The organism is Sphaerisporangium dianthi, from assembly GCF_042654065.1.
In the GTDB taxonomy this organism is placed as follows: domain Bacteria; phylum Actinomycetota; class Actinomycetes; order Streptosporangiales; family Streptosporangiaceae; genus Sphaerisporangium; species Sphaerisporangium dianthi.
On sequence record NZ_JBHSFP010000003.1, the window covers coordinates 383,035 to 409,061 of the forward strand.

The window sequence follows — 26,027 nt, forward strand, 5'->3', positions numbered from 1 at the left end:
GCCCGGAGGCCGCTCGCGGGTTCCCGGGGAGGGCTCAGAGCCGCCTGGGAGGTGCGGAGTCCCCAGGAGCCGGGTGGGAGAGCCCCCGGGGACGTCGCGTGATGTGAGGTGCGCGCTGCAGCGCGGTCAGAAGCCGCAGGCTTCCTGGAGGGTCTTGGCGGCGGCCCTGCTCTGCCGGTTGGGGGTCGGGGTTCTGACGGGGGTGGACGCCGTCGCGGAACGCGAGGGCGCGGGCGTCGCCGAGGATCCTCCGCCGCTCGGCGACGACGCCGGAGAGCCCGGAGAGCTCGCGGAGCTCGCGGAGCTCGCGTCGAGGCTTCCCGACGGGGTCGCGCCGGCGGCCAGGCTGCCGGCGCCGGAGGAGCGCTCGGACTCCCTGATCGCCTGGAGGGCGAGCCTGCGGATCTTCACCCAGTCGGCCGCGCCGGGCCAGACGGTGGGCGGCACGAACTGCAGGCTGGTGGTCTTGGCGTCCTTGACCTTCAGTGCGAGCGGCACCAGGTGCTCCAGCAGGTCGCGCGGGATGTCGGTGCGGAACAGGTGCCGCGTCGCCGTGGCGATCTTGCCGAAGTTGGCGAGCACCACGCTGGGCGTCGCCTGGTTCAGCAGGGCGCCCATCACGCACCGCTGCCGCGACATGCGGGAGAAGTCGTCGCTGTCGACGCGCGAGCGGCCGTACCAGAGCACGTGCTCGCCGTCCAGCCGCTGGTAACCGGCCTTGATGGTGCCCGCGGTGCCGAAGTGGCCGCCCCACCTGATGTCCCGCTCGACGCGGATCTTGAGGCCGCCGATCGCGTCGATGAGCGCGGCGAAGCCGTACATGTCGACGATCGCGTAGTAGTCGACCCTGAGCCCGAGGGTGTAGCCGATGGCGCTCTTGAGCTCGCGCGGTCCCCTGCCCTTGCCGAGGTGGTCCTCGGCGTACTGCCAGACCTCGTTGAGCAGGCCCTGGCCGGAGTCGCCGGTGAACCCGTTCGGGAACCTCGCGGCGAGCGGATCGCCCTTGGGGAAGCGCACGAACTGCAGGTTGCGCGGCAGGCTGAACATGACCGAGTTGCCGGTCCTGACGTCGACGCTGGCGACGGTCATGCTGTCGGTGCGCACTCCCGCCCGGTTGCCCGCGGCGTCACCGCCGACGAGCAGGAAGTTGACCCGGTGCCGGCCGTTCCACGGGTCTTCCTGCTTGACGGGCGCCACGCTCGTGCCCGGCTCGGGCTGGAAGATCTCGTTGGTCGTCGTCCGCACCGTCATCATGCTGGTCGCGGTCAGCGCGAAGGGCGCCATCACGCTCACGCAGAGCACGCCGACCACGACGCCGGAGATCACCTGACCCGCCTGCGGGAGCCGGTCGGGGCCGAGGGCGATGTAGGAGGTGATGACGAGCGAGAACCACGCCAGCGCGCCGATCGTCGCGGCTATGACGATCGAGACCCACGTGCTGTCCTTGACGGCGAGGCCGAGGTTGGCGCCGATGACCACCCCGAAGATCACGCCGGCCAGCAGGACGGCGCCGAAGACGCCGAGCAGGATGAAGCCGGCGCGCCGCTGCCCCGCCCGCAGGTGCGCCGCGCCGGGGACGATCGTGGACAGGAGCGTCCACCCGATGATCGAGCCGGTCGTGGGGACCTTGGCGAAGCGGGGGGCGTCGGCCCTCCGCTTCCTGCCGGGCCTTGCGGAACCGCCCGGGGAGGCCGGGGTCCCGGACGCGTCCATGGCGGTCGCGCGTGCGGGGGAGTCCACGGCCGGGTGGCCGGCCGGGCCGCCGTGGGAGGCGGAGTCCGGCGTGGGGTGGCCGGCCCGGCCGCCGTGTGCGGGGGAGTCCGGGGTGGGGTGGCCGGCCGGGCCTCCATGGGCGGCGGAGTCCACGGCCGGGTGGCCGGCCGGGCCGCCGTGGGAGGCGGAGTCCATGGGGGGGCGGCGGTCCGCCGGGCCGCCTTCCCGGCCGGGCCTCGCGCCGCCCTCGGTGGGGACGCGGCCGCGCGGGTCCTCGCCGGGCGCGGCTCCGCGGGCGCGGTCGCCGGGTGCGGGCCTTCTGCGCCCGTCCTGAGGAGCACGCCTGCGCGGGCCGTCTCCGGCCGCGGGCCTCGCGCGGCCGTCTCCGGCCGCGGGCCTCGCGCGGCCGTCCGCGGGAACGGGTCTCGTCCGGCCCTCGCGGGAACCCGCCCGGCCTGCTCCGGAACCCGCCCGGCCCTCTGGGGAGGCGGGTCGGGCAGGGTCGTCCCCGGACGCGGGGGGGCGCGCGCGGCCGTCGCCAGGGGCGGGCGCTGCGCGGCCGTCTCCGGCGGCGGGCGCCGCGCGGTCCGCTTCAGGAGCGGGCTTCGCGGAGCCGTTCTCCGGCGCGGGTTGGCCAGGGCCTTCCCCGCCCGCCTCTCCCGCGGGACGGCCAAGAGGCGTGGTCACACGTGCTCCCTCATGACGGGTCGGAATCCAGCCGCCAACCAGGAGAAACCCATCGCTGGCCCCCCACCGGTTCACGGATTTCCAGGATTCTAACCCCCATACCTGGACATCACTGACGCAAAGCCAATATTGAGGAATCGGTCGGTAACAAGCGTCTGAAGCCACGGCCACCGTCTGACAGCCGTGGTCAAGACGCCGGTCGCCTTGTCAAGCCACCGGCGGGCGGTTCGCGCACCGTTCGCCACGTCCGCCGTGTGCGCCTCCCCGCGCCCGCGACGGGGCCGCGCGCGCCGGGAGGCGGCGGATCTCACGAGGTCGAGGACGCCGGGGCCAGCCAGGTGTTGCACTGGAAGGCCTTCGTCCGCTCGTACCCCTGCCGGAACCACCGTCCGCTGTTCGGCGGGCTGCCGTGGTCGCGCGGATATCCCGGCCAGTCGCCGACGTTGGAGAAGAAGTAGAACAGGTTGCCGCGCCGGGCCGCCGGGATCGGATAGCTGGCCGCCACCGACCGCATCCACATGCCGCTGAAGCAGTTCGCCTGCAACTCGTACCGCCGGCTCAGCGCCAGCCTGCCGCTCTGCGACCGCGACGACAGCGTCTTGCTCCACCAGGAGTTGGCCAGCCCGGAGAGTTGCTGCACGTGGTGGCCGTACTCGTGGGCCATCATCCCGATGATCGCGCCGTGCCAGCTCGACAGGGAACCGTACCCCCGCTGGTTGCCCCTTCCCCGCGACATCGCCGACGTCGAGGCGTAGATGGTCGTGTTGCGCGGGCAGTAATAGGGGACGATGCTGCCCCGCTGCGGGAAGTCGCCGCACGCCCCCCGGCCGCCGCGCGCCGTGACCGCGTAGCGCGGCGGCGCGAAGCCGATGCCGACGCGCCGCAGCGCGGCGGACCACGTGCGGTTCATGCACTGTCCCGTCTTCAGGATCAGCGACCTCAGCTGGGCGTCGTTGAAGACGTTGGTCGGCGCGGCGCGGCAGGCGGTCCGCGGCAGGCTGCCCGCGCGGTAGACCGAGTTCCCGGTCAGGCTGGTGTTCAGCCGGGGCCGCGTGGTCGTGGTGCTGGTGTCGGTGGACCTCGAGGTGTCGGTGGACGTCGAGGTGTCGCTGGACGACCTGGTCGGCCGGGGGACGGAGGTGGAGGTCGGGAACGGCTCGGGCGTGTAGACGGGCGACGAGAACGTCGGGATCGCCACAGGGGATGGCGGGTCGGGGTGCCTGGCGTTCTTCAGCGCCGCCGAGCCGATCGCCAGCAGCACGAACACGGCGGCGATCACCCCGAGGAGGCCGCCGATGACGGCCGCGCCGCTGGACTTGCGCTTGGGCGGCCGCCGGTTCGGACCGTACGGCCCGTACGGGCCCTGCGGCGGGCCGGGCGGCGGCGCCCACCCGGGCGAGGGCGACGGATACGGTCCCTGACCGCCGGGGTACGGCGCCTGGCCACCCGGATACGGTCCCTGACCGCCGGGGTGCGGCCGGCCGCCCGGGTAGGGCCGGCCGTCGCTGTACGGAGGCCGGCCGGCCGGCTGCGGCTGCCCGCCCGGCGGGTACGGCGCCTGCCCGCCCGGCGGGGGCGGGCCTCCACCGGGGTATGGCCCTGTTCCCGGGTGCGGCGGTCCCTGGGGAGGCGGCGCGGCCGGGCCCTGCGGCGGGTACGGCTGCCGGTACGGCTGCTGCGGGCCACGCGGCGGTGGCGGCTGCGCCGGGCCCGGCGCGCGATGGGAGCCGGGCGCGGGAGGAGCCCCCTGCGGCGGATGGCCCTGCGGCGGGCGTGCGTGGGGGTGGTCCTGCGGACGGCCCTGGGGCGGGTAGCCGGGAGGCGGCCGGTGGGGGTCGCGCGGCGGCTGGGCGCCCGGCGGAGGGGGCGGCGGCGCGGTGGGGGAGCCGCCGGAAGGCACTCCCCACGCGGGGTCCGGCGGAGGGGGATAGGGGTGGCGTCCGCCGGAAGACGATTCATTTGGATGCTGACCGTTACCCGCCATTTCCGCCTGCCCCCTTCACGGCCCCACCAGACCGAGCGTTCTCCCCTGTCACAAGATCCACATTCTGGACCATTTTGGGCAGAACTGTACTCAATTCCCAGTAGTCACGGATGTCGCGGTATCTGGTTACATTCTGAAATCATCCAAGGTGATCTCTGCGATAGTCCGGAATCGCCGGACCCCTCTGCCCTAGCTTCAATGCCATGAATCTGCAGCAGCTGCGTTATGTGGTCGCCACTGCGGAGCACCGCACCATGACCGACGCGGCACGATCGCTTTACATCGCGCAGCCCGCGCTTTCCCGCGCGATTCGCGACCTGGAACGCGAGCTCGGCATGACGCTTTTCGCGCGTTCGGGCCGGGGGGTGGTCGTGACGGCGCAGGGACGCCGCGTCGTCAAACTCGCCAAGGAAGCGCTGGACGCCGTACACGAAATCGAGGCGCTGGCCACGCACACCCATTCGGGCACGAGCGAGCTGCGCGTCGCCTCGCCGCCGAGCCTCGAGCCGGCGCTGGCCGGACGGCTGCTCCCCGCCTACGTCTCCGAGCATCCGGGGGTGCGGGTGCAGATCGTCCGGTGCGACGGCCGCGACGGCGTGGTCAACGCGGTCAGAGAGCAGCGCGCCGACCTCGGGCTGACCGACCTGCCCGTGCCGGCCGACCTGGTGAGCCACCCGCTCGAACGGCAGGAGATCGTGCTCATCTCCCCGCCGGGCCTCGACCTTCCCGGCTCGGTCGCGATGAGCCGCCTCAACGGCATGCGCATCGTCCTGCCGCCGCAGGGCAGCGCGCGGCGCCGCGAGTTCGAGCAGCTGTTCGCCACCCACGGCGTCCGGCCGGTCGTGGTCGCCGAGACCGACGAGCGCGGCGGCTGGCCGGTCACCGTCCGCACCGCCTCGGCGTCCCTGCTCGGCTACCGCACGATGGCCGACCAGGCCTTGCGGGCAGGGCTGGTGGTCCGCTCCCTCGACCCGCCGCTGCGCCGGATCATCGCCCTGGTGCACGTCCGCAAACGCATCCCCACGATGGCGCAGGACTTCCTCGTCGTCGCGGAGAGCGGCTCGGCGGGCTCGCCCGTCTGAGCCGTTTTGGAGCGTTCCCGAGCGAGCGGGACCGCCCCGCGGCGGCGCGGGCGCACCCCGCGCCGTGCTGGCGTACGCTTGCGGCGATGCCTACTCTGCGCCTGCGCGACCGCGAGTTCCGGCCGGGCGAACACGCCGTCATGGCCGTCGTGAACCGCACCCCCGATTCCTTCTACGACAGGGGCAGGACGTTCGGCTTCGACGCCGCCCTGACCGCCGTCGGCGAGGCGGTCGCGGCCGGCGCCGACATCGTGGACATCGGCGGTGTGAAGGCCGGCCCCGGCGACGACGTGGACGCCGCGGAGGAGATCCGCAGGGTCGCCGACCTGGTGGCCGCCGTGCGCCGCGCCCATCCCGCACTGGTGATCAGCGTGGACACCTGGCGCGCCGAGGTCGGCGAGGTGGTGGCCCGAGCCGGCGCCGACCTGCTCAACGACACCTGGGGCGGGCCCGATCCCGGTCTCGCCGAGGTCGCCGCCAAGTACGGCATCGGGCTGGTGTGCGCCCACGCCGGCGGCGTCACACCGAGGACCCGGCCGCACCGCATCGCCTACGACGACGTGGTGGCGGACGTCGTCGCCCGCACCGTCGCGCTGGCCGAGCGGGCCGTGCGCGCCGGAGTGCGCGAGGACGCCATCATGATCGACCCGGCCCACGACTTCGGCAAGAACACCTGGCACTCCCTGGAGGTCGGCCGCCGGCTCGGCGAGCTGGTGGACACCGGCTGGCCGGTGCTGGTCGCGGTCTCCAACAAGGACTTCGTGGGCGAGACGCTCGGCGGGCTCCCCGTGGACGAGCGCCACGCGGGCACGATCGCCACGCTCGCCGTGTCGGCCTGGCAGGGGGCGCGGGTCTTCCGCGTCCACGACGCCGCCTCGGCCCGCGCCGCGCTCGCCACCGTCGGCCGCCTGCGGCGTCAGCCGTAGATCACCGACAGGAACCTCGTCAAGATCGCCTCGCGGGTCGTGGCGGGCAGCGCGTCGAGCACCGCGTTGACCACCGCCATCCGCGGCTGGCCCTCGCCGCCGAGCTCCACGCCGACCGAGGCGGCCAGCTCGGTGAACGTCGCGTCGTCGAGCGCGTCCAGGTCGAGGCCGGCCAGGATCTCGGCCAGTCCTTCGGGCACCCGCGCCGGCCCCGCCGCCCGCGCCGCCCGCGCCGACGCGGCGATCACCTCCAGCATCGCCTCCACCCCCGCGAGGGTGACCCCGGTGACCGTCACGTGCAGGTTGGCGGGGATGCCCGCGTACGACAGCTGCGGCTGCAGGAACCAGCCGAGCTCGCGCGCCTCGTCCGACAGGACGAACACGTCCACGTCGTCACCGGCGAACGCCACCAGCGAGGAGTCCGGCTCGCCGAGCACCCGCAGTCCGGGGATCGCGCCGATGCCCTCGATCAGCCGGCGGGTCGCCGTGAGAGTGTCGCGGGCCAGGGCGAGGTAGCCCTCGCGGCCCAGGGCGTTCAAGGTCGCCCACGCGCCGCCGAGCGGTCCCGCCGACTTCGAGCTCTGCACGGTCGCGTTGATCACCGTGTACCCGGGCCAGGCGGCCGAGGCGAAGTAGGCGGCCCGGCGCAACGCGGGGTCGGCGAACAGCACCACCGAGGCGCCCTTCGGGGCGTATCCGAACTTGTGCAGGTCGCAGGAGATCGAGGTGACGCCCGGCACCGACAGGTCGAACGGGGGGACGCTCGCCCCTGCCTGCGCCAGCCAGGGCAGCAGCCAGCCGCCGACGCACGCGTCCACGTGGCAGAGCACCCCGCGCCCGGCGGCGATCGCCGCGATCTCGGCGACCGGGTCGACGACGCCCTGGGGGTAGGACGGGGCCGAGGCCACCACCAGCACCGTGTCCGGGCCGATCGCCTCGGCCACGGCCTCGGGGACGGCGCGGAAGGTGGCCGGGTCCACCGGCACGGGCGTCACCTCCAGGCCGAGGTAGTGCGCCGCCTTGTGGAACGCCGGGTGCGCGGTGACCGGCACCACCATGCGAGGACGCCCCGCGACCGGACGGGCGTCCCTCGCGGCCTTCACCGCCAGCATGATCGACTCGGTGCCGCCGCTGGTGAAGATGCCCGGCGTGCCGGGGCCGCCGCCGAGCAGCCCGGCCACCGCGCCGACGACCTGGCGCTCCATGGCGACCGCGCTCGGGAACGCCGTCGGGTCCAGGGTGTTGACCTCGAGCATCTCGAAGTAGGCGCGGGCCGCGGTGTCGTGCACCTCGGGGCGGCCGGTGTCGTAGACGTAGGCGGTGACCTTGCCGCCGCGCACCTGCAGGTCGTGCCGCTTCAGCAGAGAGATCTCCGCCAGCAGCTCGCCGGCGGACCGGCCGTTCTCGGGAAGCACGTGGTTCTCCCTCGCCAGGTGGTACGGCGTCGCCGCACGTGATCGGCGAGGGACGCTATCACGACGTTCCGGGCAGACGGAACAGGCGGTCGACGACCATGTGCAAATGGCGCTCGAACCGTTCCACGAGGAAGGCGTCGGGCGGGCCGGGGATGTGGCCCATCACCGTGCCGGCGGTCGTGATGCCCTGCACCATCCAGATGATCGTCCACATCGCGAGCTCCAGGTCGACCTCGGGGTCCATGTAACCCGCCTCGATCGCGGGTGCGACCCCTTCGAGCACCGCCGCGAGGATCGGCTGGATGAACTGCTGCTCCAGCTCCACGACGTCGGCCGCGTCCAGCAGCGACCGGTGCACCCACAGCAGCGTCCGTTCAGGATGGCTGACGGTGTACTCGACGTAGTCGTCCACTATGCGGTGGATCGAGGCGGCCGTCTCCTCGGGCGTCCGGGTGGAGAACCCCTTCATGGCCTCCACCCGCGCGGCCTGCTCCTGCTCGAAGAGCCGCCGCATGACGGCGAGGTACAGATCGCGCTTGCACCCCACGTGCTGCTCCACGGTGACGATCCCGATGCCGGCGGTGTCGGCGATCTGCCGGAGAGAGGTCCCGTCGTAGCCGAACGCGGCGAACAACTTGATGGCGACCTGCATCAGGCGTTCCCGCTCGCTTTCCCGCTCGGAGGTCATAGACCCGACGCTATGCTCACCATCCGTACCGGAGCGATCGCTTGATGGAACCCTGTCATGGTTTTGCGTGCCCTGGAACGGGCCGCGGCAGGGGCAGGCGGACGACCGCCCGCACCCCTGGCCCGGCGTCCGCGAGGCCCACCGAGCCGCCGTGCGCGCGCACGGTCTCACGGACGATGGCCAGCCCCAGCCCGGCCCCGCCGTCGTTGCTGCTGCGGGCGCTGTCGAGCCGGGTGAACCGGTTGAACACCCGCTCGCGGTCGGCCTCGGGGATGCCCGGGCCGTCGTCGGTCACCGTGACCACCGCCTCGCCGCCGGAGGCCCGCAGCTCGACGCCGACCCTGGCCGCCGCGTGGCGGACGGCGTTGTCCAGCAGGTTCACGAGCACGCGGCCGAGGTCCATGGCGTCGCCCTCGACGACCGCGGGCTCCAGCCCCATGATCTTCACGACGGCCTGGTCGTAGCGGTCGGCCGTCGCGCCGATGAGCTCGGCCAGGTCGACCGGGTGCCGGCGGGCCGGGCGGCGGTGCTCGTCCAGCCTGGCCAGGGTGAGCAGCCCCTCGGCGAGCCTGCTCAGCCGCAGGGTGTCCTCCAGCACGCCCTCGGCGGTCTCGCGCCACTCCTGCTCGTCGGGAGGGTGACCGAGGGCGACCTCCAGCTGGAGGCGAATGCTGGCGAGAGGGCTGCGCAGCTCGTGGGCCGCGTCGGAGATGAGGGCGCGCTGCGAGGTCTCCGCGGCCTCCAGCCGGGCGAGCATGTCGTTCAGCGTGGTCGCCAGCTCCTGCACCTCGTCGCGCGCCTCGGGGACCGGGAGCCGGTGCGCCCGGGCGGTGCCGGTGATCTCGGCGGCGCCCCGGCGCAGCTCGGTGATCGGGCGCAGCGTGCGGCCGATGATCACCCAGCTCGCGGCGCCGAGCAGCACCAGCAGCATCGGCGTCCCGACGACCAGCATGTGCACGGTCGTGGTGAGGCTGTCGGCGACGTCCTTGAACGACCGCGCGGCGATCACCGTGCGGCCGTCGTCGGCGCGCACGACCACCACGCGCAGCGGCCCGGGGATGCCGTACGGGTCGCCGTCCACGAACAGACCCCCGCCGTTTCGCGGGGTCCGGCCGCGCGCGCGGGCGTTCACCAGCGGCACGAGCCGGTCGGCGCCCGGGGTCACGTGGGTGATGCGGCCCTGCGCGTCGAGCACCTGGATGATCGTGCCGTCCGAGACGGCGACCGGGTCGTACAGCCGTCCGTCGTCGGCGAGGGCGGCCACCTCCCTGGCCCGCTGATGGGCGATCTCGTCGGTGGAGTCGGTCAGCGCCCGTCCCAGCACGCCGACCAGCAGCCAGGCCGCCGCCCCCAGCGCCACAGCCAGGACGGCGGAGGCCGTCGCGGTCAGCCGGAGCCGCAGGCTCCTGCGCCGCCACCACGCCAGCGGGTCAGCCGCCATCGCCCACCAGCCGGTAACCCACCCCGCGCACGGTCTGCAGGGCGTTGCGCCCGAACGGGACGTCGATCTTCCTGCGCAGGTAGCCGACGTAGACCTCGACCACGTTGGGGTCGGTGTCGTAGGTGTCCCAGACGTGTTCGAGGATCTCGGCCTTGGACACCACCTCGCCGGGGTGGCGCAGCAGGTACTCCAGCAGCCCGAACTCGCGGGGCGTCAGCTCGATGGGGATGCCGCCGCGCGCCACGGCCCGCCCGGCCGGGTCGAGGGTGAGGTCGCCCGAGCGCAGCACCGACGGACGACGGCGGGCGCCGCGCCGCAGCAGGGCGCGCAGCCGCGCCACCAGCACCACGTAGGAGAACGGCTTGGTCAGGTAGTCGTCGGCGCCCAGGTCGAGGCCGTCCGCCAGGTCGTACTCGCCGTCCTTGGCCGACAGCATCAGGATCGGCACCCAGTTCTCATCGGCGCGCAGCCGCTTGCACACGTTGTAGCCGGACAGCCGGGGCAGCATGATGTCCAGCACGACGACGTCGTAGTCGCCCTCGCGCGCCAGATGCAGGCCCTCCTCACCGTCGTAGGCCAGGTCGACCGCGAAGCCCTCGGCCTGCAGGCCGCGCCGCAGCGCGGCGGCCATCCGCCTCTCGTCCTCCACGACGAGCACGCGCATACGACCCCTCCTGACGGGATTTGTGTCCCCCCATCTTGGCCTCTCCCGGCTGAGATCCCGCTGAGAGAACCCGGCAGGGGGCTGCGGCGCCCCGCGAGCTCCGCGAGCTGCGGCGACCTGCGGCGAGCTGCGGCGAAGATCGTGGCGGGGGCACTGCCTGAGAGAACTCTCAGGCCGTCTCAGCTTGGGCACAGGGCCCGCGCGGCACTCTGCCCATATCGGATCGCGGCGGTCCGCCCCGGTCCGCCGACATACCGTTGAGGAGTGACATGCCGTCCCAGTCGAAAAGATCCCGTGCGGTGAGGTGGGGCATCCCCGTCGCCGCCGTCGCCGTGGTGGGCGCCGTGGTGGGCACCGCGCCGGTGATCGCCGCCGTCCAGGGCGACCCGTCCTTGCCCGGCCGCACCGCCCAGCAACTGCTCGCCGGCGTCGCCGAGAACGCGCGCCGCGCCGAGCCGCCGGCCATGTCGGGCACCGTCGTCGAGACCGCCTCCCTCGGGCTCCCGGCGCTGCCGCTGACCGCGGCCGCCGGCAGCTCCCCGCTGGCCCTGCTGTCCGGCTCCCACACCCTGAAGGTCTGGTACGGGGGCGGCGACCGCATGCGGCTCGCCCTGCCCGGCCCGATGAGCGAGACCGACCTGATCTCCACCGGCCATGGCGAGGCGTGGCTGTGGCAGAGCGACACCAACACCGCCACCCGCTACAAGCTCGGCGATCAGCCGGCCGCCGGGGCCCGTCCCACGCCCTCGGCGCTGACGGGCGCCACCACGCCCGCCGACATGGCCGCCGGCCTGCTCAAGGCGGCCGACGAAAGCACGGGCGTCAGCGTCGAGAACGGCCAGCACGTCGCCGGGCGCGCCGCCTACCAGCTCGTCCTCACCCCCAAGGCGGCCACGTCCCTGGTCGCCAAGGTCAAGATCGCCCTCGACGGTGAGAACTACATCCCGCTGCGCGTGCAGATCTTCGCCAAGGGCACCGCAGAGCCCGCGTTCGAGGTGGGGTTCACACAGGTGACGTTCTCCACGCCCGCGCCGGAGAACTTCGCCTTCACCCCGCCCGCCGGGGCCAAGGTCAAGGAGAGCACGCTCGGCGCCGGGCACGGAGGCCCCGGCGACGAGCACGCGCCCGCCGCGAAGGCCCGTGCGGAGGCCGCGTCCGGGACGCGCACCCACGGCAAGGGCTGGGGCACCGTCGCCGAGGTGCCGTTCTCGCTCGATGCGCTCACCGCGTCCGTCCCCGCCGGCCGTTCCGGCGGCGGGAAGTTCGCTCCGGCCGATCCGGCCAAGATGGTCGACTCGCTGCTGAAGTCCGCCAAGCCGGTCTCCGGCCCGTGGGGCAGCGGCAGGGTGATCCAGACCAAGCTGGTCTCGGCGCTGCTGACCGACGACGGCCGGTTGCTGTTCGGAGCGGTCACGCCCGAGGCGCTGACCGAGGCGGCCGGGCGCGAGTGACCGCCGTGACGACGGGCGAGGGGGCGCACGAGGCGGCGCCCCCTCGGGCGGCCCGGCAGCCGGCCTCCCCTGGCGAGTCCGCGATCGTCGCACGCGGGCTGACCAAGCGCTTCCGCGGCGGGCAGGTCGCCGTCGACGACCTTCACCTCGCCGTGCCGCGCGGCTCGATCTTCGGCTTCCTCGGCCCGAACGGGTCGGGCAAGACGACGACGATCCGCATGCTGCTCGGCCTGATCCAGCCCACCAGCGGCGGGTGCGAGGTGCTCGGCCGGCCGATGCCCGCCGGGCTCGCCGACACGCTGCCCAAGGTCGGCGCCCTGGTCGAGGGGCCCGCCTTCTACCCGTATCTGTCCGGCGAGGCGAACCTGCGCCGGTACGACGCCGCCGACCCGGCCGCCGACCCGCGCACGGTGTCCGCCCGCGTCGGCGCGGCGCTCGCCCGCGTCGGGCTCGGCGCGGCGGCCGGCAAACGCTACCGCGCCTACTCCCTGGGCATGCGCCAGCGCCTGGCCATCGCCGCGACCCTCCTCGGCCCGCGCGAGCTGCTCGTCCTGGACGAGCCGACCAACGGGCTCGACCCGCAGGGCACCAGGGAGGTGCGGTCCCTGATCAAGGACATCGCCGCCGCCGGCACCACCGTGTTCGTCTCCTCCCACCTGCTGGCGGAGGTGGAGCACATGTGCACCCACGTCGGCGTCATGCGCTCGGGCCGGCTGGTCGCGCAGGGGCCCACCGCCGAGCTGCGGGCAGGCCACGCGCCCCGGGTGCGCGTGGAGACCCCGCACGCCGCCCAGGCCGCCGCCCTGCTCGGGCGCCTCGGGCTCGCCGAGGTGCGCACCACGATGGAGGAGGCGGACGCCGTCCAGGTCACGGCGCTGCTCGGCGAGCACGCCGCCGAGTGGGTCTGCGCCCAGCTCGTCGCCGACGGCGTGGCCGTACGCGGCTTCGCCGTCGAGCGGCCGAGCCTCGAAGAGGTCTTCGTCAGCCTCACAGGAGAGGGTTTCGATGTCGACGCCTAGCACCGCCACCCCCGGCACCGCCACCCCCGGCACCGCCACCCCCGCGCCCGCCGCTCGGGCGCGGACACGCGACGACGCCGCCACTGGCGCGCCGGCCCCCGGCGCCCCCAAAGCCCGCACGGCGTCCGGCGATCCCGCCGGCACAGCGAGCGCTCCGGCGTCCAGGGTTGCGACCGGCGCTCCTGCGTCCGGGGCTCTCGCCGGCCCGGCGGGCGCTCCGGCGTCCGGCGATCCCACCGGCACAGCGGGCGCTCCGGAGTCCGGGGATGCCGCCGGCGCGGCGGGGGCACCGGAGGGCGCGCGGCCCGCACGGCCCTCGCGCGCGCGGGCGGCGCTGCGGCTGCTCGGCTCTGAGCTGGGGCTGACCTTCCGCAAGCCCCGCAACATCGCGATGCTCGCCGTCCTCGCCTGCGTCCCCGCGGTGCTCGGCGTCGTGCTGCGCGCCTTCGGCGGCGAGCTCGACGGCGAGGCCCCTTCGCTGATCACCCAGGTCGCCGGCAACGGGCTCATGCTGACCTTCGCGGCGCTGTCGCTGCTGCTGGTGATGCTGCTGCCGCTGGCGATCGCGGTGGTCGCGGGGGACGCGATCGCCGGGGAGGCAGGAGGCGGCACCCTGCGCTACCTGCTCACCGCCCCCGCCGGGCGCACCCGTCTGCTGGCCGTCAAGTTCGCGAACATCACCGTCTTCGCGCTCGTCGCCACCTCGGTCGTCGCCGCCGGAGCGCTGATCACCGGCTTCGTGCTGTTCCCGGTGGGCCCGATCACGCTGCTGTCCGGATCGACGATCTCCATCGGGGAAGGGCTGCTGCGCGTCCTGATCGTCACGGGGTACACCGCCGCCGGCTTGGCGGCGCTGGGAGCCGTCGCCCTGGCCGTCTCGACGTTGACCGAGGTGCCGATCGGCGCGATCGCCGCGACCGTGGTGGCGGTGGTGTTCTCGCACGTGCTCGGCGCGATCCCGCAGCTCGCGCCGGCGCAGCCGTACTTCCTGACCTCCTGGTGGGCCTCCTTCGACGGCGCCCTGCGCGACCCGGTGGCGACCGACGTGATGACCCAGGGGCTGCTGGTCTACGCCGCCTACATCCTGGTGGCGCTCTCGATCGCCTGGGCGCGCTTCACCAGCCGCGACATCACCAGCTGAACCGTGCGCGCCGATCGTCCCCGGCGCGCCCCGGCGTGCCGGGATCACCGTCCGGGACCGGACTCACCTACCAGCCCGGGAGCCCCGATCCCGGCGTGCCGGATCACCGACCCGGTGATCCGGCACGCCGGGACGTGACGTCAGGTGTTCCGGGGCCGGGTTTCGGGCCGCGGAGACGAGGCGCCGGTGTCTTCGGACGCGCCGTCAGTCCGCGGTCCGGCGGCGGCGCAGGCCGATGACACCGGCGGCCAGCCCCGCGAGGCCGGCGACGAGGCCGGCGCCGCCCAGCAGCCGGGCCGTCCCGTCGGAACTCGCGCCGTCCCGCTCGTGCGCGCCGGGGGCCGTCACCGCCACGGCCGGCGCGGTGGAGGCCGTGTTGCCCGCCGGCGCCGCATGGCCGGCGTCGCCGCCCTCCTTGGCGCCCGCGGCGACCAGCTTGAGCGCCGGCACCGGGTGTTCGGCCTCCGAGCCGTCGGCCTTCGGCTCGTCGGCCCACTTCACGACCTCGCCGTTGGAGTAGGTCTGGGTCGCGGGGAACAGCAACTGGTCGGTGTCCTCGGGCAGGAAGCCCATGGAGACCTCGAACTCCTGGAACTGGTGCGGGTCGATCTTCCCGCCACTCCAGGTGATCTTCGTGACGGCCTCGGTGATCTCGCCGTACTTGGAGGGGACCGGCTTGGCGAGCTTGGTCTCGGTGACCTCGACCTTCCAGCCGGGGACCGGGCGCACCGACACGAACGGCAGCGGGTGGTCGACCGGCAGATCGATCACCAGCTTGGTGGTGGACGCCTTGTCGCGCTCGTTGGGGACGCGGAAGGCGACCTTGGTGAAACCGCCCTTCTCGGCCGTGCCCGGGTTGATCGTGACGTGGGCGAGGGCGGGCAGCGCGAGGGCGGTGACGAGCGCGAGGGCGCCGGCCGTGACGACGGCGCCGCGGCGCGCGACAGCGGTGAACGACATGCGAAGACTCCACTTCATTGGAAAGGAAATGTCAGAGGGCGCGGGTCACGCCGGCGCGGACGGCGCCGCCGTGACACGCGGCAAGGCGTGCCTGAACGGCCGGAACGGCCGAACGCACCGGAAGAGCCGGGCGGACCGGACAGGCCGGACGCACCAGAAGGGCCGGACGCACCAGAAGAGCCCGACGTACCGGCCGGGCTGGACGTACCGGACAGACTGGACGTACCGGACAGGCCGGGCGGCCGTTGGACGGGCGTCGCGTCCGGCGGGGGAGTGGCCCGCGCGGGGGTCAGGAGGCGGCGGGAAGCGGAGGACCGCGCCTGCTGACCGTGTGGCGGAGATCGTGCCGCGCGCGAGAGGGCGTGAGGCGCAGCGGCGCGCGACCGGCCGGTGGCGGCAGGTGGGCGGCGTCCGCGCCGAGCAACGCGAGCAGGCGCGACAGCCGGCGCACGGCGCGCGTGCCCACTCTGCGCAGCACCGACCACAGGAGCGACTCGCCCTGGGCCAGCCACCAGCCGGTGATCAGCGTGGCGGTCAGGTGGGCGATGACCATGCCGAGGCCGGCGCCGAGCCCTTGGCCGTGCGAGATGTGCAGGCTCAAGGGGGAACCCGCGCCGCCGGAGGCGCCGAACAGCTGGTGCAGGACCACCTGGGCGGCGAGGAGAAGGCCGATGACCGTGCGCGGCGAGCGCTCGCGCCCGGCGGCCAGGACGGCGGCGAGCACCACGCCGGCGCACCCGGCGACCACCGCCCACGAGGCCGGCCCGGACCCGCCGGCGGCCCGGTGGCCGAGCACGGCGAGGCCCACGCAGACGACCGTGAAGGCGATCGACCGCACCAGGCGCAGAGGGAGGCGGGCACGCATGACGCCCCACATGGTGTCATGACGGCGGTCCGGTTGTCGCCGCCCGGCCGGGGAAGCGGGGTTCCCCCAGGGTCTCGCTCCGGTCGGCGCTCTGTTGTCGTGTGCCCGATGCCTGGGAACGGGGGTCCTCGCGGGGTCTCGCTCCGGTCGGCGCTCTGTTGTCGTGTGCCCGATGCCTGGGAACCGGGGTCCTTCCGGGAGTCTGTCTGGTCGGTGCTCTCCTGCCGTGTGCGCCTGATGTCTGCCGCTTGGGGTGTTTTGTCGCTACTGTTGCCCGCGTTCGCTGGTTCTGTGAGGGGCGAGGTGGTGGCCATGCGGCACTTCCTGGGACTACTGCTCGGCGTCATCGTGACGGCGGTTCTGCTGGCCGGCACCGGTTGGGCCTCCCAGGACGCGGCGCGGGGCCTGGTGGCCGGCGCGGCCGCCGCGGTCGATCCGGTGCGCGACACCACGGCCCTCGTCGGGCTGGGCGCGATGCTGGTGGCCGGGCTCGTGCTCGGTCTCGTCGTGGCGGGCAGGGTCTCGCCGCTGGCGACGTTCGTCCCGTCCATGGCGCTGCTGGCGTGGACGGTGATCTACACCCTGGACGTGCACCGCGCGCTCGGGCTGGCTCCGACCGACCCCTCGATGAACCCGATGATCGTCCAGGCGGGCAAGGGCATGCAGGACCTGCTCGGCAAGGGCGTCTTCGCGATGCTGGGCATCGCGCTGTTCATCCCCGTGCTGATGCCCTCGCGCTGGGCCGGCCGCCGGCGCGACCTGGACGACGGCTACGAGGAGGAGAGCCCGCAGCCCGCCGGCGGTTACTACTGACCGTCAGGGCCGCACGCCCGTCGGCCGGGCGTGTCTCCCTGGACGAGGCGCCGGGCGGGATGAGCGCGGCGGCCTGGCGGGGTGCCCACGTGCTTCCTCGCGGGTGAGGCGCCGGGATCCGCGCCGTCCGATCCTCCGAGCGCCGCGCGGCGGTGGTCACAGGGGCAGGCGGCGGGTGTACAGGCGGGTGACGACGTCCTCGATGGAGGACTCGCCCGGGGCCGTCGCCTTCAGCTCGTCCACGGTGCCGTCGAAGGCGAGGCTGCCGTGGTCGATCAGCATGACGCGGCGGCACAGCCGCTCGATGTCCCCCAGGTCGTGGGTGGTCAGCAGCACGGTGGTCCCGCGTTCGGCGTTGAGGTCGCGCAGGAAGTCGCGGACCGCGGCCTTGCTCACCACGTCCAGCCCGATGGTCGGCTCGTCCAGCACCAGCACGGCCGGGTCGTGCAGCAGCGCCGCGGCGATGTCGCCCCGCATGCGCTGGCCGAGGCTGAGTTGGCGGACGGGCTTGTCCAGGAAGCCGCCCAGTTCGAGCACCTCGGACAGCCGGGCCAGCCGCTTCCGGTGCTCGTCGCGATCTACTTTGTAAAGGTGCCGGATCAGCGTGAAACTGTCCCGGAGCGGCAGATCCCACCACAAGGTCGTCCGCTGCCCGAAGACCACGCCGATGCGCCGGGCCAGCGCCGTGCGGCGGCGCGAGGGGTCCAGCCCGGCGACCTGGATGTGCCCGCTGGTGGGCGCCAGGATGCCGGTCAGCATCTTGATCGTGGTGGACTTGCCCGCGCCGTTCGGGCCGAGGTAGCCGACGAACTCGCCGGCGGCCACCTGGAAGGACAGGTCGCGCACGGCGTGCACCACGCGCGTCTCCCCGCGCAGCAGCCCGCGCCTGCGCCGGACGGTGAAGGAACGGCCGACGCCGTCGAGTGTGATCAAGCGGTCAACTCCCCGTGGAACGGTAGCGGCGGAGCCCTGCCCGCCAGGCCAGGCCGGCCACGCAGGCCAGCGTGAGGGCGGCGGCCGGGCCGAGGAAGCGCAGCCAGTACGGCAGGCCGAGCGGGTCGGCGCGGTCGAGCACGAAGAGCCCGGGCTGCCAGTTGACGAAGGCCAGCGGCACGATGAAGGTGACCGCGCGCACCAGATCGGCCCCGTACACCGAAAGCGGGTACTGGATGAGCGTGCCGCCGCCGTAGGTGAAGGCGTTGGCGACCTCCGGCGCGTCGGTCAGCAGGAACTGGACCGCGCCGCCGAGGGCCCAGATGGCGGTGAACAGCACCACGCCGCACAGCACCATGAGGGGGATCATCCAGGCACGCTGCCAGGGCACGTGGAGCTGGGCGAGGGCGATGCCGAGCACGGTGGCCGCCTGGACGACGCGGCCGACGCGCTGGAAGCTGAACCGGTCCACCGCCATCTGGACGAAGGGACTGGCCGGCCGGATCAGCATCGCGTCGAACGTCCCGGCCTTGATGTGCTGGCTCAGCCTGTCGACGTTGCCGAACAGCATGTCGGCGACCGAGAAGGACATGCCCGCGGTGCCGTACAAGAACATCACCTCGGGCAGGGTGAAGCCGCCGAGCGAGGTGGTGTGCGCGAAGATCAGCACGATCGCCGCCACGTCGAGCCCCGTGACGGTGAACGAGCCCACGGTGAGCAGGGCCATCGACAGCGGATACTGGGCCGCGGCGCGGATCCAGGTGGCGGCGAGCAGCATGTACGTCCTGGTCATATCCAGCACGCCGCCTCACCCGCCCTGGATGACGACTTTGCGGCGGGCGGTGCGGGTGACCGCGGCGCCCAGGGCGAGGAGCGCCGCGACCCACGCGGCCTGGAAGGCGAGCGCGCCGAGCACGTCGCGCTTGCCGAGGAAGACGTCGGCCGGCACCTGCACCATGGCCGCCCACGGCAGCGCCTGGGCCAGCGTGCCGAGCCAGCCGGGGAACAGCACCAGAGGCAGGATCATGCCGCTGAAGAACATCGTCATGACCAGGGACAGCGACTGGACGCCCCGGTCGTCCAGGATCCAGCAGGACGACAGCGCCACGAGGTAACGCAGGCCGAAGCTGACCACGACGCCGAGGATCGCCGACGCCAGGAAGGCCGCCCACGTGGCCGCGTGGCCGGGGAAGCGCACGCCGAACAGCGCCGCGCCGAACAGCGTCGGCAGGAGGCTGCGGCCGATGAACATGAACGCGGCCCGGCCGAGGTCGTCGGCGAGGGTCCACATCTGGAGCGACGCGGGGCGCACGAGATCCAGGGCGATGTCGCCGGTGCGCACGCGCTGCCCGAGCTGGATGCCGCCGCCGAACACCTCCATCGGCCCGATCAAGGCCTGGGTGAGGAAGCAGAAGGTGACCGCGTCGACGACGTCGTAGCCGGCCAGGCCCGGCCGGGCCTCCCACAGGGCGATCAGCACGTAGGCGCGCAGGACACCGAAGATCGTGTTGGTGAAGGCTCCGGCCAGCGCGGCGGTCAGGTAGGCGGAGTGGCGGCGGAAACCGTATCTGAAGATCGTCCAATAGAGCGGGAAGGTGGCGCACCTCCGGTGACGGGTCGGACTGGCATTCTAGCCAGCCGCGCCGTCCGGATCACCGGGATTTCCCCGGGGCGCGGGCGCCCGGCGCACCCCCGGCACGGCCGGGCGCGAGCGGGTTTCCCATCTGAGGGGCAAGATTCGGCAGACCCTCGGCCAAGTCCCTTACCGCCCCCTACCAGGTCAAATGTTCCGGTTTCCTCTCGACGTACTGTGTAAACGTAATGTAAACCGGGGTATAAGCACCGACATAGAACGACGTTCGGCTTGGTAATGGCGTGTGGAGGTTCACGATGGCAGGGGAGCTCGACGTGGACATCCGTCCCGCTTACCCGATCAGCTGGAGGGCCAGTGTGCTCAACGGCCTGATGCGGGGAACCGCCAAGCCCCTGTCGGCTCTTCTGATCAGGCACGACATGGGCATCAGCTGCGTCTCGCGGGTCGTCTCGCTCGGCGGGCGCCTGCCGCTCCCCGTGCCTCGCCACGTGGCGATCGACAAGACCGACGGCAAGCCCTGCGGCTCCGAGTGGGTGCGCGCTGGTGACGATCTGGACGAGAGCAAGGTGCTGCTCTACTTTCACGGCGGCGCCTACTTCCTGTGCTCCCCGGCGACGCACCGCCCGATCACCTGGCGCCTGTCGGAGGTCGCGCGGCGGCCCGTCTTCGCCCTCGACTACCGCCAGGGGCCGATCCACTCGCTGAAGGAGTCGCTGGCCGACGCCATGGAGGCCTACCAGGGCCTGCTCGACCGCGGCTTCGCCCCGAAGGACGTCATCATCGCCGGGGACTCCGCCGGCGGGCACCTCACGCTGGCCACGCTGCTCGCGCTGCGCGACCGGGGCATGCCGATGCCCTCCGCGGCGGTCTGCCTGTCGCCGTGGGCCGACCTGTCGGACGTGCGGCGCAGGGTCAACCGCTGGGCCGACCCGATGCTGTCCGCCGGGCGGGTCGACTGGCTCGCGCGCCGATGGACCGCCGGCCTGGACTGCGAGGACCCTCTGGTCTCGCCGGTGTACGGGGACTACACCGGCCTGCCCCCCATGATGATCGTCACCGGCTCCACCGAGGTGCTGCGCGACGAGGACCGCCGCGTCGCGCTCCAGGCGCGCCGCGCCGGGGTGAAGGTGACCTACGAAGAGTGGCGCCGCATGCCGCACGCGTTCGCGATCCTGGCGGACATCGTGCCGGAGGCGCGCATGGTCTTCCGGCACATCGAGCGCTTCCTGGAGGCCGTCGCCGCGTCCGGCGCGCCGGAGGAGTCCGACTCCGCCGCGGCCTGAACCCACCTGCGCGGACGGCACGGCCTGAACCCGCCGGCCGCGGGCGGACGGCGAGGTCCGACCGCTCGTCAGGGGCGGTGTGGAAGCCGGAACCGGAGGGGGAGCTCGGCTCACAAGCGTCACTGCCGTCACAGGCGGCACTGCGCTTCCTTACCTTGAGGGATCAGTCACCTTACCTCTCATGCCGCTTTCAACTAGTTCACGCCAGATGTCCTCGCGGGGAGACACAGTGGCCTGTGCCGTACCTCGAAGGGAGGTCATCTCCGGATGGCACGTGGCGGAGCAGGGATCCCCAGCGGGATGCCTCCAGGCGTTCGGCCGCTGACGGTCGGCGACCCGGTCATCATCGGGCGCTACCTTCTGCTCGGCCGGCTCGGCGCGGGGGGCATGGGCGTGGTGTACCTCGCCGAGCGGCCCGAGGGCGGGCTGGTGGCGCTGAAGACCCCGCATTCCGTCCATCTCGGCGACCCGACGCTGCGCGCGCGCTTCGCCGAAGAGGTCGACTTCTCCCGCCGCGTGGTGCCGTTCTGCACCGCGGCCGTGGAGGAGGACGGTTCGGACCGCGACCGCCCCTACCTGGTCACCGAGTACATTCCGGGCCCGTCCCTGTCCCAGGTGGTCGCCGTGCGGGGGCCGCTCACCCCTGACCTCGCCTACGGTGTCGCGCTCGGGTCCGCGGCGGCGCTGGTGGCCATCCACGAGGCGGGTTTCATCCACCGCGACCTCAAGCCCGGCAACGTGCTGCTGTCTCCCAAGGGGCCCCGGATCATCGACTTCGGCATCTCCCGGGACGTCGACGCCGCGGTCGCGCACACGCAGGCCGGACAGGTCATGGGCAGCCCCGGCTGGGTGGCGCCCGAACGCCTCACCGGCGGCCCGGCCATCCCGGCCTCCGACGTCTTCGCCTGGGGCTGCCTGGTCGCCTACGCCGCGACCGGCCATCACCCGTTCGGCGCCGGCGAGGCCGACGTGCTCACCCGGCGCATCCTGGTGGAGCAGCCGCGCCTGTCCTCGGTGCCGAAGCTGCTGTGGGACCCGGTCTCGGCCGCGCTGGCCAAGGAGCCGGGCGACCGCCCGGAGGCCGCGGCGCTGCTCGGATGGCTGCTGGACGCCGGCGGCGTGGACCGCTCCTGGGACCGCCGGGAGGCCGTGGCCGCCGTGCTGGAGGAGATATGGGCGCCCGTCCCCTATCCCATGGGCGCGCGGCATCTCAAGCTCGCCGGCCACGGCGAGGATGAGCGGCAGGACGGCGCCACCACGGGCGCGCGCGCCGCGCGGCGGGCGGCGGCACGGCGCGGGCATGCCTCGCACGCCGGTTTCGCCGCCCTGGCCACGGTCTCGATCGCCGCGGTGACCGTAGTGGCGGCGAGTACGGGCGCCACCCGTATCGACGAGAGCGCGAACCGCCCCGGCAGGGTCCCGGTGGCCGTGCCGATCCAGGGGTCACGCGTTCCGGTCGAGGTGCTGGACACCTCGGGGCCCGTGGTGCGCGGCACCGGGTTCGGGGCGGAGACGGGCACGGCCGTCGCGCCGGGGCGCCCGCCCGCGTTCACCACCACGCCCGGCCCGCGGGCGACGTCCTCGGCCGGCCCGACCCAGCCGCCGGAGGGGTCGCCCGAGGTCACCTGGCGGACGCCTCTTCCCGTACCGTCTCCCAAGCGCACCACCCAGCGGCCCCCGGCGCCCGAGGAGCCGCCGACGTGCCGGAACAAGCGCGGCAAGGAGAAGCCGTGCCCGCCCAGCGGGGGGCAGGACCCCACCGGCGCTCCCAAGCCGACCAAGTCGCCCAAGCCTTCTAAGACGCCCAAGCCGTCGGTCAGCATCAGCCAGATCCCCGAGTGGGGGGACGGCGAGTCCGGCGAGCCGACGCCCCCGCAGCCGACCCCCACCGCCGAGGCTTCGACGCCGACGACCTGACCCGCGGCGGTGCTCGGCCTGACCCGCGGCGGGGCGTGCCGTCCCCGTCCGCGCCATGGCGGCGAGGTGTTCACCACGGCTCGGTCCGGCGGCAGGTCCGGGAGGACCCGGATCAGCCGGCCGGGTCGCCTGGACCGAGCCGGCCGGCGAGCACTCGGTCAGTCCAGCGCGATGATCTCCTGGTCGCCGGTGCGGGTCGCCTGGCTGCTCACGATGAACACCCGGCCGTTCCGCTCATAGATCAGGGCCGAGACGGTGCTGGCCTGGGAGACCGCCTCGGGGTACTTCCTGACCACGGTGACCTCACCTGTGGCACGGGCGAAGCGCAGCAGACGCGGCGCCACCCCGTACCGGCCGCGGACGAAGGCCAACAGGCCGTTCTGGTCGGCGCGCACGACGGTGGCCTCGCCGAAGCCCGAGGTCTTCGTCCACAGCGCCTTGCCCGACGACAGGTCGAACGCCGTGATGCCCTTGCCGGAGCCGGCGCGCAGATAGAGGGCGCCGCCGGCCGCGGCGACCTCCCACGGCGGGTTGCCGGTGTCGGTCTTGCCGTACTGGTAGCCGAACTCGCCGCCGTTCCCGGTCGACAGCGCCGCCGAGAGCCTGCCGCGATCGTCCAGGACGTGGATCTCCTTCCGCTCGCCGTCCTTGGTCAGGACGATCAGCGGCGAGGTGGAGATCACCTCCGCCACCTCTCCCTTCTGCGGCAGATACCGCCACAGGACCTTCCCTGTGGCCGGGTCGACGCGGCGGACCTCCTGGCGGGCGGTGAGCCCGCCGCACTTCAGCAGGCGCAGCAGCGCCGGTCCGCCGGTGTACCCGATCTGGAAGCAGTCGGCGCCGTCGAGCGGCGGAGTGCTCCACAGCCTCCTGCCGTCGCGGACGCGGAAGGCGGTGGAGTTGTCCTTCAACGTCGCGACGACCGTGTCGCCGGACCGGGCGATCCGCGGCGGGTCCAGGTCGGAGACCCGACGCCGGTCGCCGGCCGCGACGGGCACGGTGCTCGCCCACAGCCGCTTGCCCGTCTTGACGTTCAGGGCGGCGACGGTGTCGCAGCGCCCGGTCGGGCCGTAGCCGATGACCGCGATGTCGCCGCCCGCGCCGGAGGAGGCGGCGCACAGGGTGGTGTCGCCGCCCGGCAGCGGCAGGCCCCATCGCCGCTTGCCGGTCGCCTGGTCGTAGGCGGCGACGCCGTCCGCCTGCGCGTGGACCAGCGTGTCCCCGACGAACCACGTGCCCGGGACTTCGGCGACCTGCCGTCCCGCCCTGCCCGCTCCCTGGACGCTCCACAGGGCCTTGCCCTCGGGCGCCGTCTCGGCGGTCAGCATGACCGTGAGCATGCCCGCGGAGGCGGTGAACACGACGATTCCCAGTACGAGCGCCACCCACAGCCCGGCAGCGGACCCGCCCCCCGGCGGCGGCGGAGGAGGAGGCGGGGGAGGCGGCGGCGTCGAGCCGGGCGGCGGGTAGACGCCCGGCGGCACGGCGCCGGGCGCGGGAAACCCCTGGGCCGGTGGCCATGGCGGCGGAGGTCCCGGCGGCGCCTGCCCGGCCGGCGGGAAGGGGGCGGGAGCGGGCCCGTCCGGCGGCCAGGCGCCGTGGGACGGGCCCGGCGGTGGGCCGGGCCGCGTCCCGGGCCAGGTGCTGTTCGGGGGGAGCGGAGCGCTCATCGGATCCGGCTCCTCACGTACGCGGCCCACTGGCGTTCGAAGGCTTCGAAGCTCAGGCCGGTGGCCTGCTCGATCTGCTTGTGCAGGCGCCCGGGTTCGGCGTAGTGCGCGGCGACGAGCGACATGACCGCCTTGTCTCCCCACTTGGCGGCCATGAACCGCATGGCCAGCGTGCCGAGGGCGTAGTTCGCCGCCCTGGCGCGGCCGTCGTCCGCGTAGAAGGAGAAGTCCAGTGGCAGGTGGCCGTCGAAGGGCCTGCCGCGCACGGCGTCGAGCGCGTCCTGCTGTCGCCGCGGCAGGCCGCGGCCCGCCATGTAGTCGGCGAAGCCCTCGACCACCCATGTGGCGGGCCGGGAGCTGAGGCTCGACCGTGGCTTCTGGAGCGGGTCGACCATCGCGTGGGCGATCTCGTGGCGGGCGACGTCCCGCGCGTAGGGCAGCCCGCCGGGCAGGCCGGCCCTCGAGGCGGTGGTGTCGATCGCGATCCGCGCTCCGCCGATCGGCAGTCCGTCGTCCAGGTCGTCGGTGAAGGTGTACATGGCCAGCGCGAAGCCGGCCTCGTTGGGATCGTTCTTCAGCGCCACGCGGAACAGGGTGTTGTACACCTTGCGGTCGGGTTCCAGGGCGATCAGGAACCCGGGCAGCGTCACGCCGTCGCGCGGGCCGTACCGCCGCCAGGCGTTCAGGTCGTCGGCCGCCGCCCGTTCGAAGACGTCCGCGGTGCGCCGGGCGATGGCCGCGTTCTTGGCGTGCGTGGTGATCAGGACGTGCGGGCGCTTCTCCACGTGCATGTCGGAGTACACGTCCCAGGGGCCGGGGTAGAACACGAACTTGCTCTCGCCGTAGGCGTTGGGGGACCCCGACACCTTGGTCACCGTCGGCCGGCCCTTCGGCTTCTTCTCGACGGTCCAGCGGTACCACTCGGCGACCGGCCGCACGTCCACGCCCTTGATCTGGTGGACGAAGGCGACGTCGACGTTGATCGTCGCGCCGCGGCCGAAGGTGTCGGACGCCCGCCCGCCGGAGCTGATCACCTTGAACGACGTCGTCTGGAAGGGGATCTTGAGCAGGTTCTTGAACAGCGTCCGCTGGCTCGCCTTGGCGGCGCCGGCGAAGGGGGCGGTGAACGCCTTCTCGTCCCGGCCGGTGAGCGCCCTGCCGTGCTCGTCCAGCAGAGCGGTGATCTCCTCCTGGGTGATCGTCACGCTCTTCTCGGCGCCCTGGGCCGTCGGCAACGCGCCCGGGTCCGAGCCCTTGATCTTGCCGATCCCGACGACGATCACCGCGGCGATCGACGCCGCGGCCAGCGCCCAGACCGTGAAGACCGCGATCTTCAACCCTCGGTGGGAACCGGGCCGCCTGCGCCTGCCGGCCTGCGGCGGAGGAGGCGGCTGCGGCGGCGTGCCGCCGAGGGGAAGCGGCGCCGTCCGTCCCGCGGGCGGGTCAGGCCGCCGCTGATACGGCGGACCGGCGGGCGGTGGCGGGTGCCACGGACCGGCGGCCTGGGGCTCGTACTGAGAGGGGAGCCCCGGGCTCCGCTGTGCGGGATGGCGAGGCGCGGCGTGCCCTGGAGCGGCCTGCGGAGGGAAGGAATCGGCCGGATGACCGATCGGGGGGTGTGACATGGGCAGGCGGCATCCTCGGCTACGCGGATCGGCTGGCCAGCCGCAGTGCACCCCGTCCGTTCGTGCCGGCGGTGCCCCCACCCCTGGCAGCGCGACATGACTTGTCGCTACATGAACGACAAAAAGGTACCAGCATGATCAAACGGATAGAGGAGG

General features: G+C 73.5%; 21 protein-coding genes. 8 read left to right on the plus strand and 13 right to left on the minus strand.

Features of this window, described 5'->3' with window-relative positions:
* Nucleotides 1-126: 126 nt before the first annotated feature.
* Together ACFO60_RS07705 and ACFO60_RS07710 are read right to left on the minus strand one after the other, a co-directional pair.
* Nucleotides 127-1,908, minus strand: coding sequence for an LCP family protein (locus ACFO60_RS07705; RefSeq protein ID WP_380838602.1), 1,782 nt, complete (start codon nt 1,906-1,908; stop codon nt 127-129).
* A gap of 799 nt (nt 1,909-2,707) precedes the next feature.
* Nucleotides 2,708-3,679, minus strand: coding sequence for a neutral zinc metallopeptidase (locus tag ACFO60_RS07710; RefSeq protein ID WP_380838603.1), 972 nt, complete (start codon nt 3,677-3,679; stop codon nt 2,708-2,710).
* A gap of 908 nt (nt 3,680-4,587) precedes the next feature.
* Between ACFO60_RS07710 and ACFO60_RS07715 the strand changes: the two genes are divergently transcribed.
* Together ACFO60_RS07715 and folP are read left to right on the plus strand one after the other, a co-directional pair.
* Nucleotides 4,588-5,466: a LysR family transcriptional regulator gene (locus ACFO60_RS07715; protein ID WP_380838605.1), complete on the plus strand. Its 879-nt coding sequence runs from the start codon at nt 4,588-4,590 to the stop codon at nt 5,464-5,466.
* Nucleotides 5,467-5,552: 86 nt separating this feature from the next.
* On the plus strand, nt 5,553-6,392 hold the full coding sequence (gene folP, locus ACFO60_RS07720) for a dihydropteroate synthase (RefSeq protein ID WP_380838606.1): 840 nt from the start codon (nt 5,553-5,555) through the stop codon (nt 6,390-6,392).
* Here the strand turns inward: folP and ACFO60_RS07725 are convergent.
* From ACFO60_RS07725 to ACFO60_RS07740, 4 genes are read right to left on the minus strand one after another with little or no spacing between them, the layout of a single operon-like run.
* Nucleotides 6,383-7,807 (minus strand): pyridoxal phosphate-dependent decarboxylase family protein, encoded by a 1,425-nt coding sequence (locus ACFO60_RS07725; protein ID WP_380838607.1) that lies wholly within the window; start codon nt 7,805-7,807, stop codon nt 6,383-6,385. The two genes, folP and ACFO60_RS07725, sit on opposite strands and share 10 nt — an antisense overlap.
* Before the next feature lie 58 nt (nt 7,808-7,865).
* On the minus strand, nt 7,866-8,495 hold the full coding sequence (locus ACFO60_RS07730) for a TetR/AcrR family transcriptional regulator (protein ID WP_380838608.1): 630 nt from the start codon (nt 8,493-8,495) through the stop codon (nt 7,866-7,868).
* A gap of 55 nt (nt 8,496-8,550) precedes the next feature.
* On the minus strand, nt 8,551-9,936 hold the full coding sequence (locus tag ACFO60_RS07735) for a sensor histidine kinase (protein ID WP_380838610.1): 1,386 nt from the start codon (nt 9,934-9,936) through the stop codon (nt 8,551-8,553).
* Nucleotides 9,926-10,600 (minus strand): response regulator transcription factor, encoded by a 675-nt coding sequence (locus tag ACFO60_RS07740; RefSeq protein ID WP_380838612.1) that lies wholly within the window; start codon nt 10,598-10,600, stop codon nt 9,926-9,928. Before ACFO60_RS07740 ends, ACFO60_RS07735 begins: the two co-directional genes overlap by 11 nt.
* Nucleotides 10,601-10,899: 299 nt before the next feature.
* On the opposite strand from ACFO60_RS07740, the gene ACFO60_RS07745 reads away from it, so the two are divergent.
* Genes ACFO60_RS07745 through ACFO60_RS07755 form a run of 3 tightly spaced genes read left to right on the plus strand, consistent with a single transcriptional unit; the run spans nt 10,900 to nt 14,211 of the window.
* Nucleotides 10,900-12,051, plus strand: a complete 1,152-nt coding sequence (locus ACFO60_RS07745; protein WP_380838614.1) for a LolA family protein — start codon at nt 10,900-10,902, stop codon at nt 12,049-12,051.
* A complete protein-coding gene (locus ACFO60_RS07750; RefSeq protein ID WP_380838616.1) occupies nt 12,048-13,070 on the plus strand; it encodes an ABC transporter ATP-binding protein in 1,023 nt (340 codons plus the stop codon). Before ACFO60_RS07745 ends, ACFO60_RS07750 begins: the two co-directional genes overlap by 4 nt.
* Nucleotides 13,057-14,211: an ABC transporter permease gene (locus ACFO60_RS07755; protein WP_380838617.1), complete on the plus strand. Its 1,155-nt coding sequence runs from the start codon at nt 13,057-13,059 to the stop codon at nt 14,209-14,211. Before ACFO60_RS07750 ends, ACFO60_RS07755 begins: the two co-directional genes overlap by 14 nt.
* Before the next feature lie 204 nt (nt 14,212-14,415).
* Here the strand turns inward: ACFO60_RS07755 and ACFO60_RS07760 are convergent, their stop codons facing one another.
* Both ACFO60_RS07760 and ACFO60_RS07765 read right to left on the minus strand, forming a co-directional pair.
* A complete protein-coding gene (locus ACFO60_RS07760) occupies nt 14,416-15,171 on the minus strand; it encodes a DUF1775 domain-containing protein (RefSeq protein WP_380838619.1) in 756 nt (251 codons plus the stop codon).
* Nucleotides 15,172-15,460: 289 nt separating this feature from the next.
* Nucleotides 15,461-16,036, minus strand: a complete 576-nt coding sequence (locus ACFO60_RS07765; RefSeq protein WP_380838620.1) for an MFS transporter — start codon at nt 16,034-16,036, stop codon at nt 15,461-15,463.
* Between the two features lie 312 nt (nt 16,037-16,348).
* On the opposite strand from ACFO60_RS07765, the gene ACFO60_RS07770 reads away from it, so the two are divergent.
* On the plus strand, nt 16,349-16,849 hold the full coding sequence (locus ACFO60_RS07770; RefSeq protein ID WP_380838622.1) for a hypothetical protein: 501 nt from the start codon (nt 16,349-16,351) through the stop codon (nt 16,847-16,849).
* Between the two features lie 156 nt (nt 16,850-17,005).
* Here ACFO60_RS07770 and ACFO60_RS07775 read toward each other — a convergent pair whose 3' ends face one another.
* From ACFO60_RS07775 to ACFO60_RS07785, 3 genes are read right to left on the minus strand one after another with little or no spacing between them, the layout of a single operon-like run.
* Nucleotides 17,006-17,782 carry an ABC transporter ATP-binding protein gene (locus tag ACFO60_RS07775; protein WP_380838624.1) on the minus strand — a complete coding sequence of 259 codons (777 nt, stop codon included), beginning with the start codon at nt 17,780-17,782 and terminating at the stop codon, nt 17,006-17,008.
* A 4-nt stretch (nt 17,783-17,786) separates the two neighbouring features.
* On the minus strand, nt 17,787-18,575 hold the full coding sequence (locus ACFO60_RS07780; RefSeq protein ID WP_380838626.1) for an ABC transporter permease: 789 nt from the start codon (nt 18,573-18,575) through the stop codon (nt 17,787-17,789).
* Between the two features lie 15 nt (nt 18,576-18,590).
* Complete coding sequence (locus ACFO60_RS07785) at nt 18,591-19,262, minus strand: ABC transporter permease (protein WP_380838628.1); 672 nt, start codon at nt 19,260-19,262, stop codon at nt 18,591-18,593.
* 410 nt (nt 19,263-19,672) lie between these two features.
* On the opposite strand from ACFO60_RS07785, the gene ACFO60_RS07790 reads away from it, so the two are divergent.
* A complete protein-coding gene (locus tag ACFO60_RS07790; protein ID WP_380838630.1) occupies nt 19,673-20,659 on the plus strand; it encodes an alpha/beta hydrolase in 987 nt (328 codons plus the stop codon).
* Between the two features lie 300 nt (nt 20,660-20,959).
* Complete coding sequence (locus ACFO60_RS07795) at nt 20,960-22,576, plus strand: serine/threonine protein kinase (protein WP_380838631.1); 1,617 nt, start codon at nt 20,960-20,962, stop codon at nt 22,574-22,576.
* Between the two features lie 158 nt (nt 22,577-22,734).
* Here ACFO60_RS07795 and ACFO60_RS07800 read toward each other — a convergent pair whose 3' ends face one another.
* On the minus strand, nt 22,735-24,246 hold the full coding sequence (locus ACFO60_RS07800) for an outer membrane protein assembly factor BamB family protein (RefSeq protein WP_380838633.1): 1,512 nt from the start codon (nt 24,244-24,246) through the stop codon (nt 22,735-22,737).
* Nucleotides 24,243-25,583: a hypothetical protein gene (locus ACFO60_RS07805; RefSeq protein WP_380838635.1), complete on the minus strand. Its 1,341-nt coding sequence runs from the start codon at nt 25,581-25,583 to the stop codon at nt 24,243-24,245. Before ACFO60_RS07805 ends, ACFO60_RS07800 begins: the two co-directional genes overlap by 4 nt.
* Between the last annotated feature and the right edge of the window lie 444 nt (nt 25,584-26,027).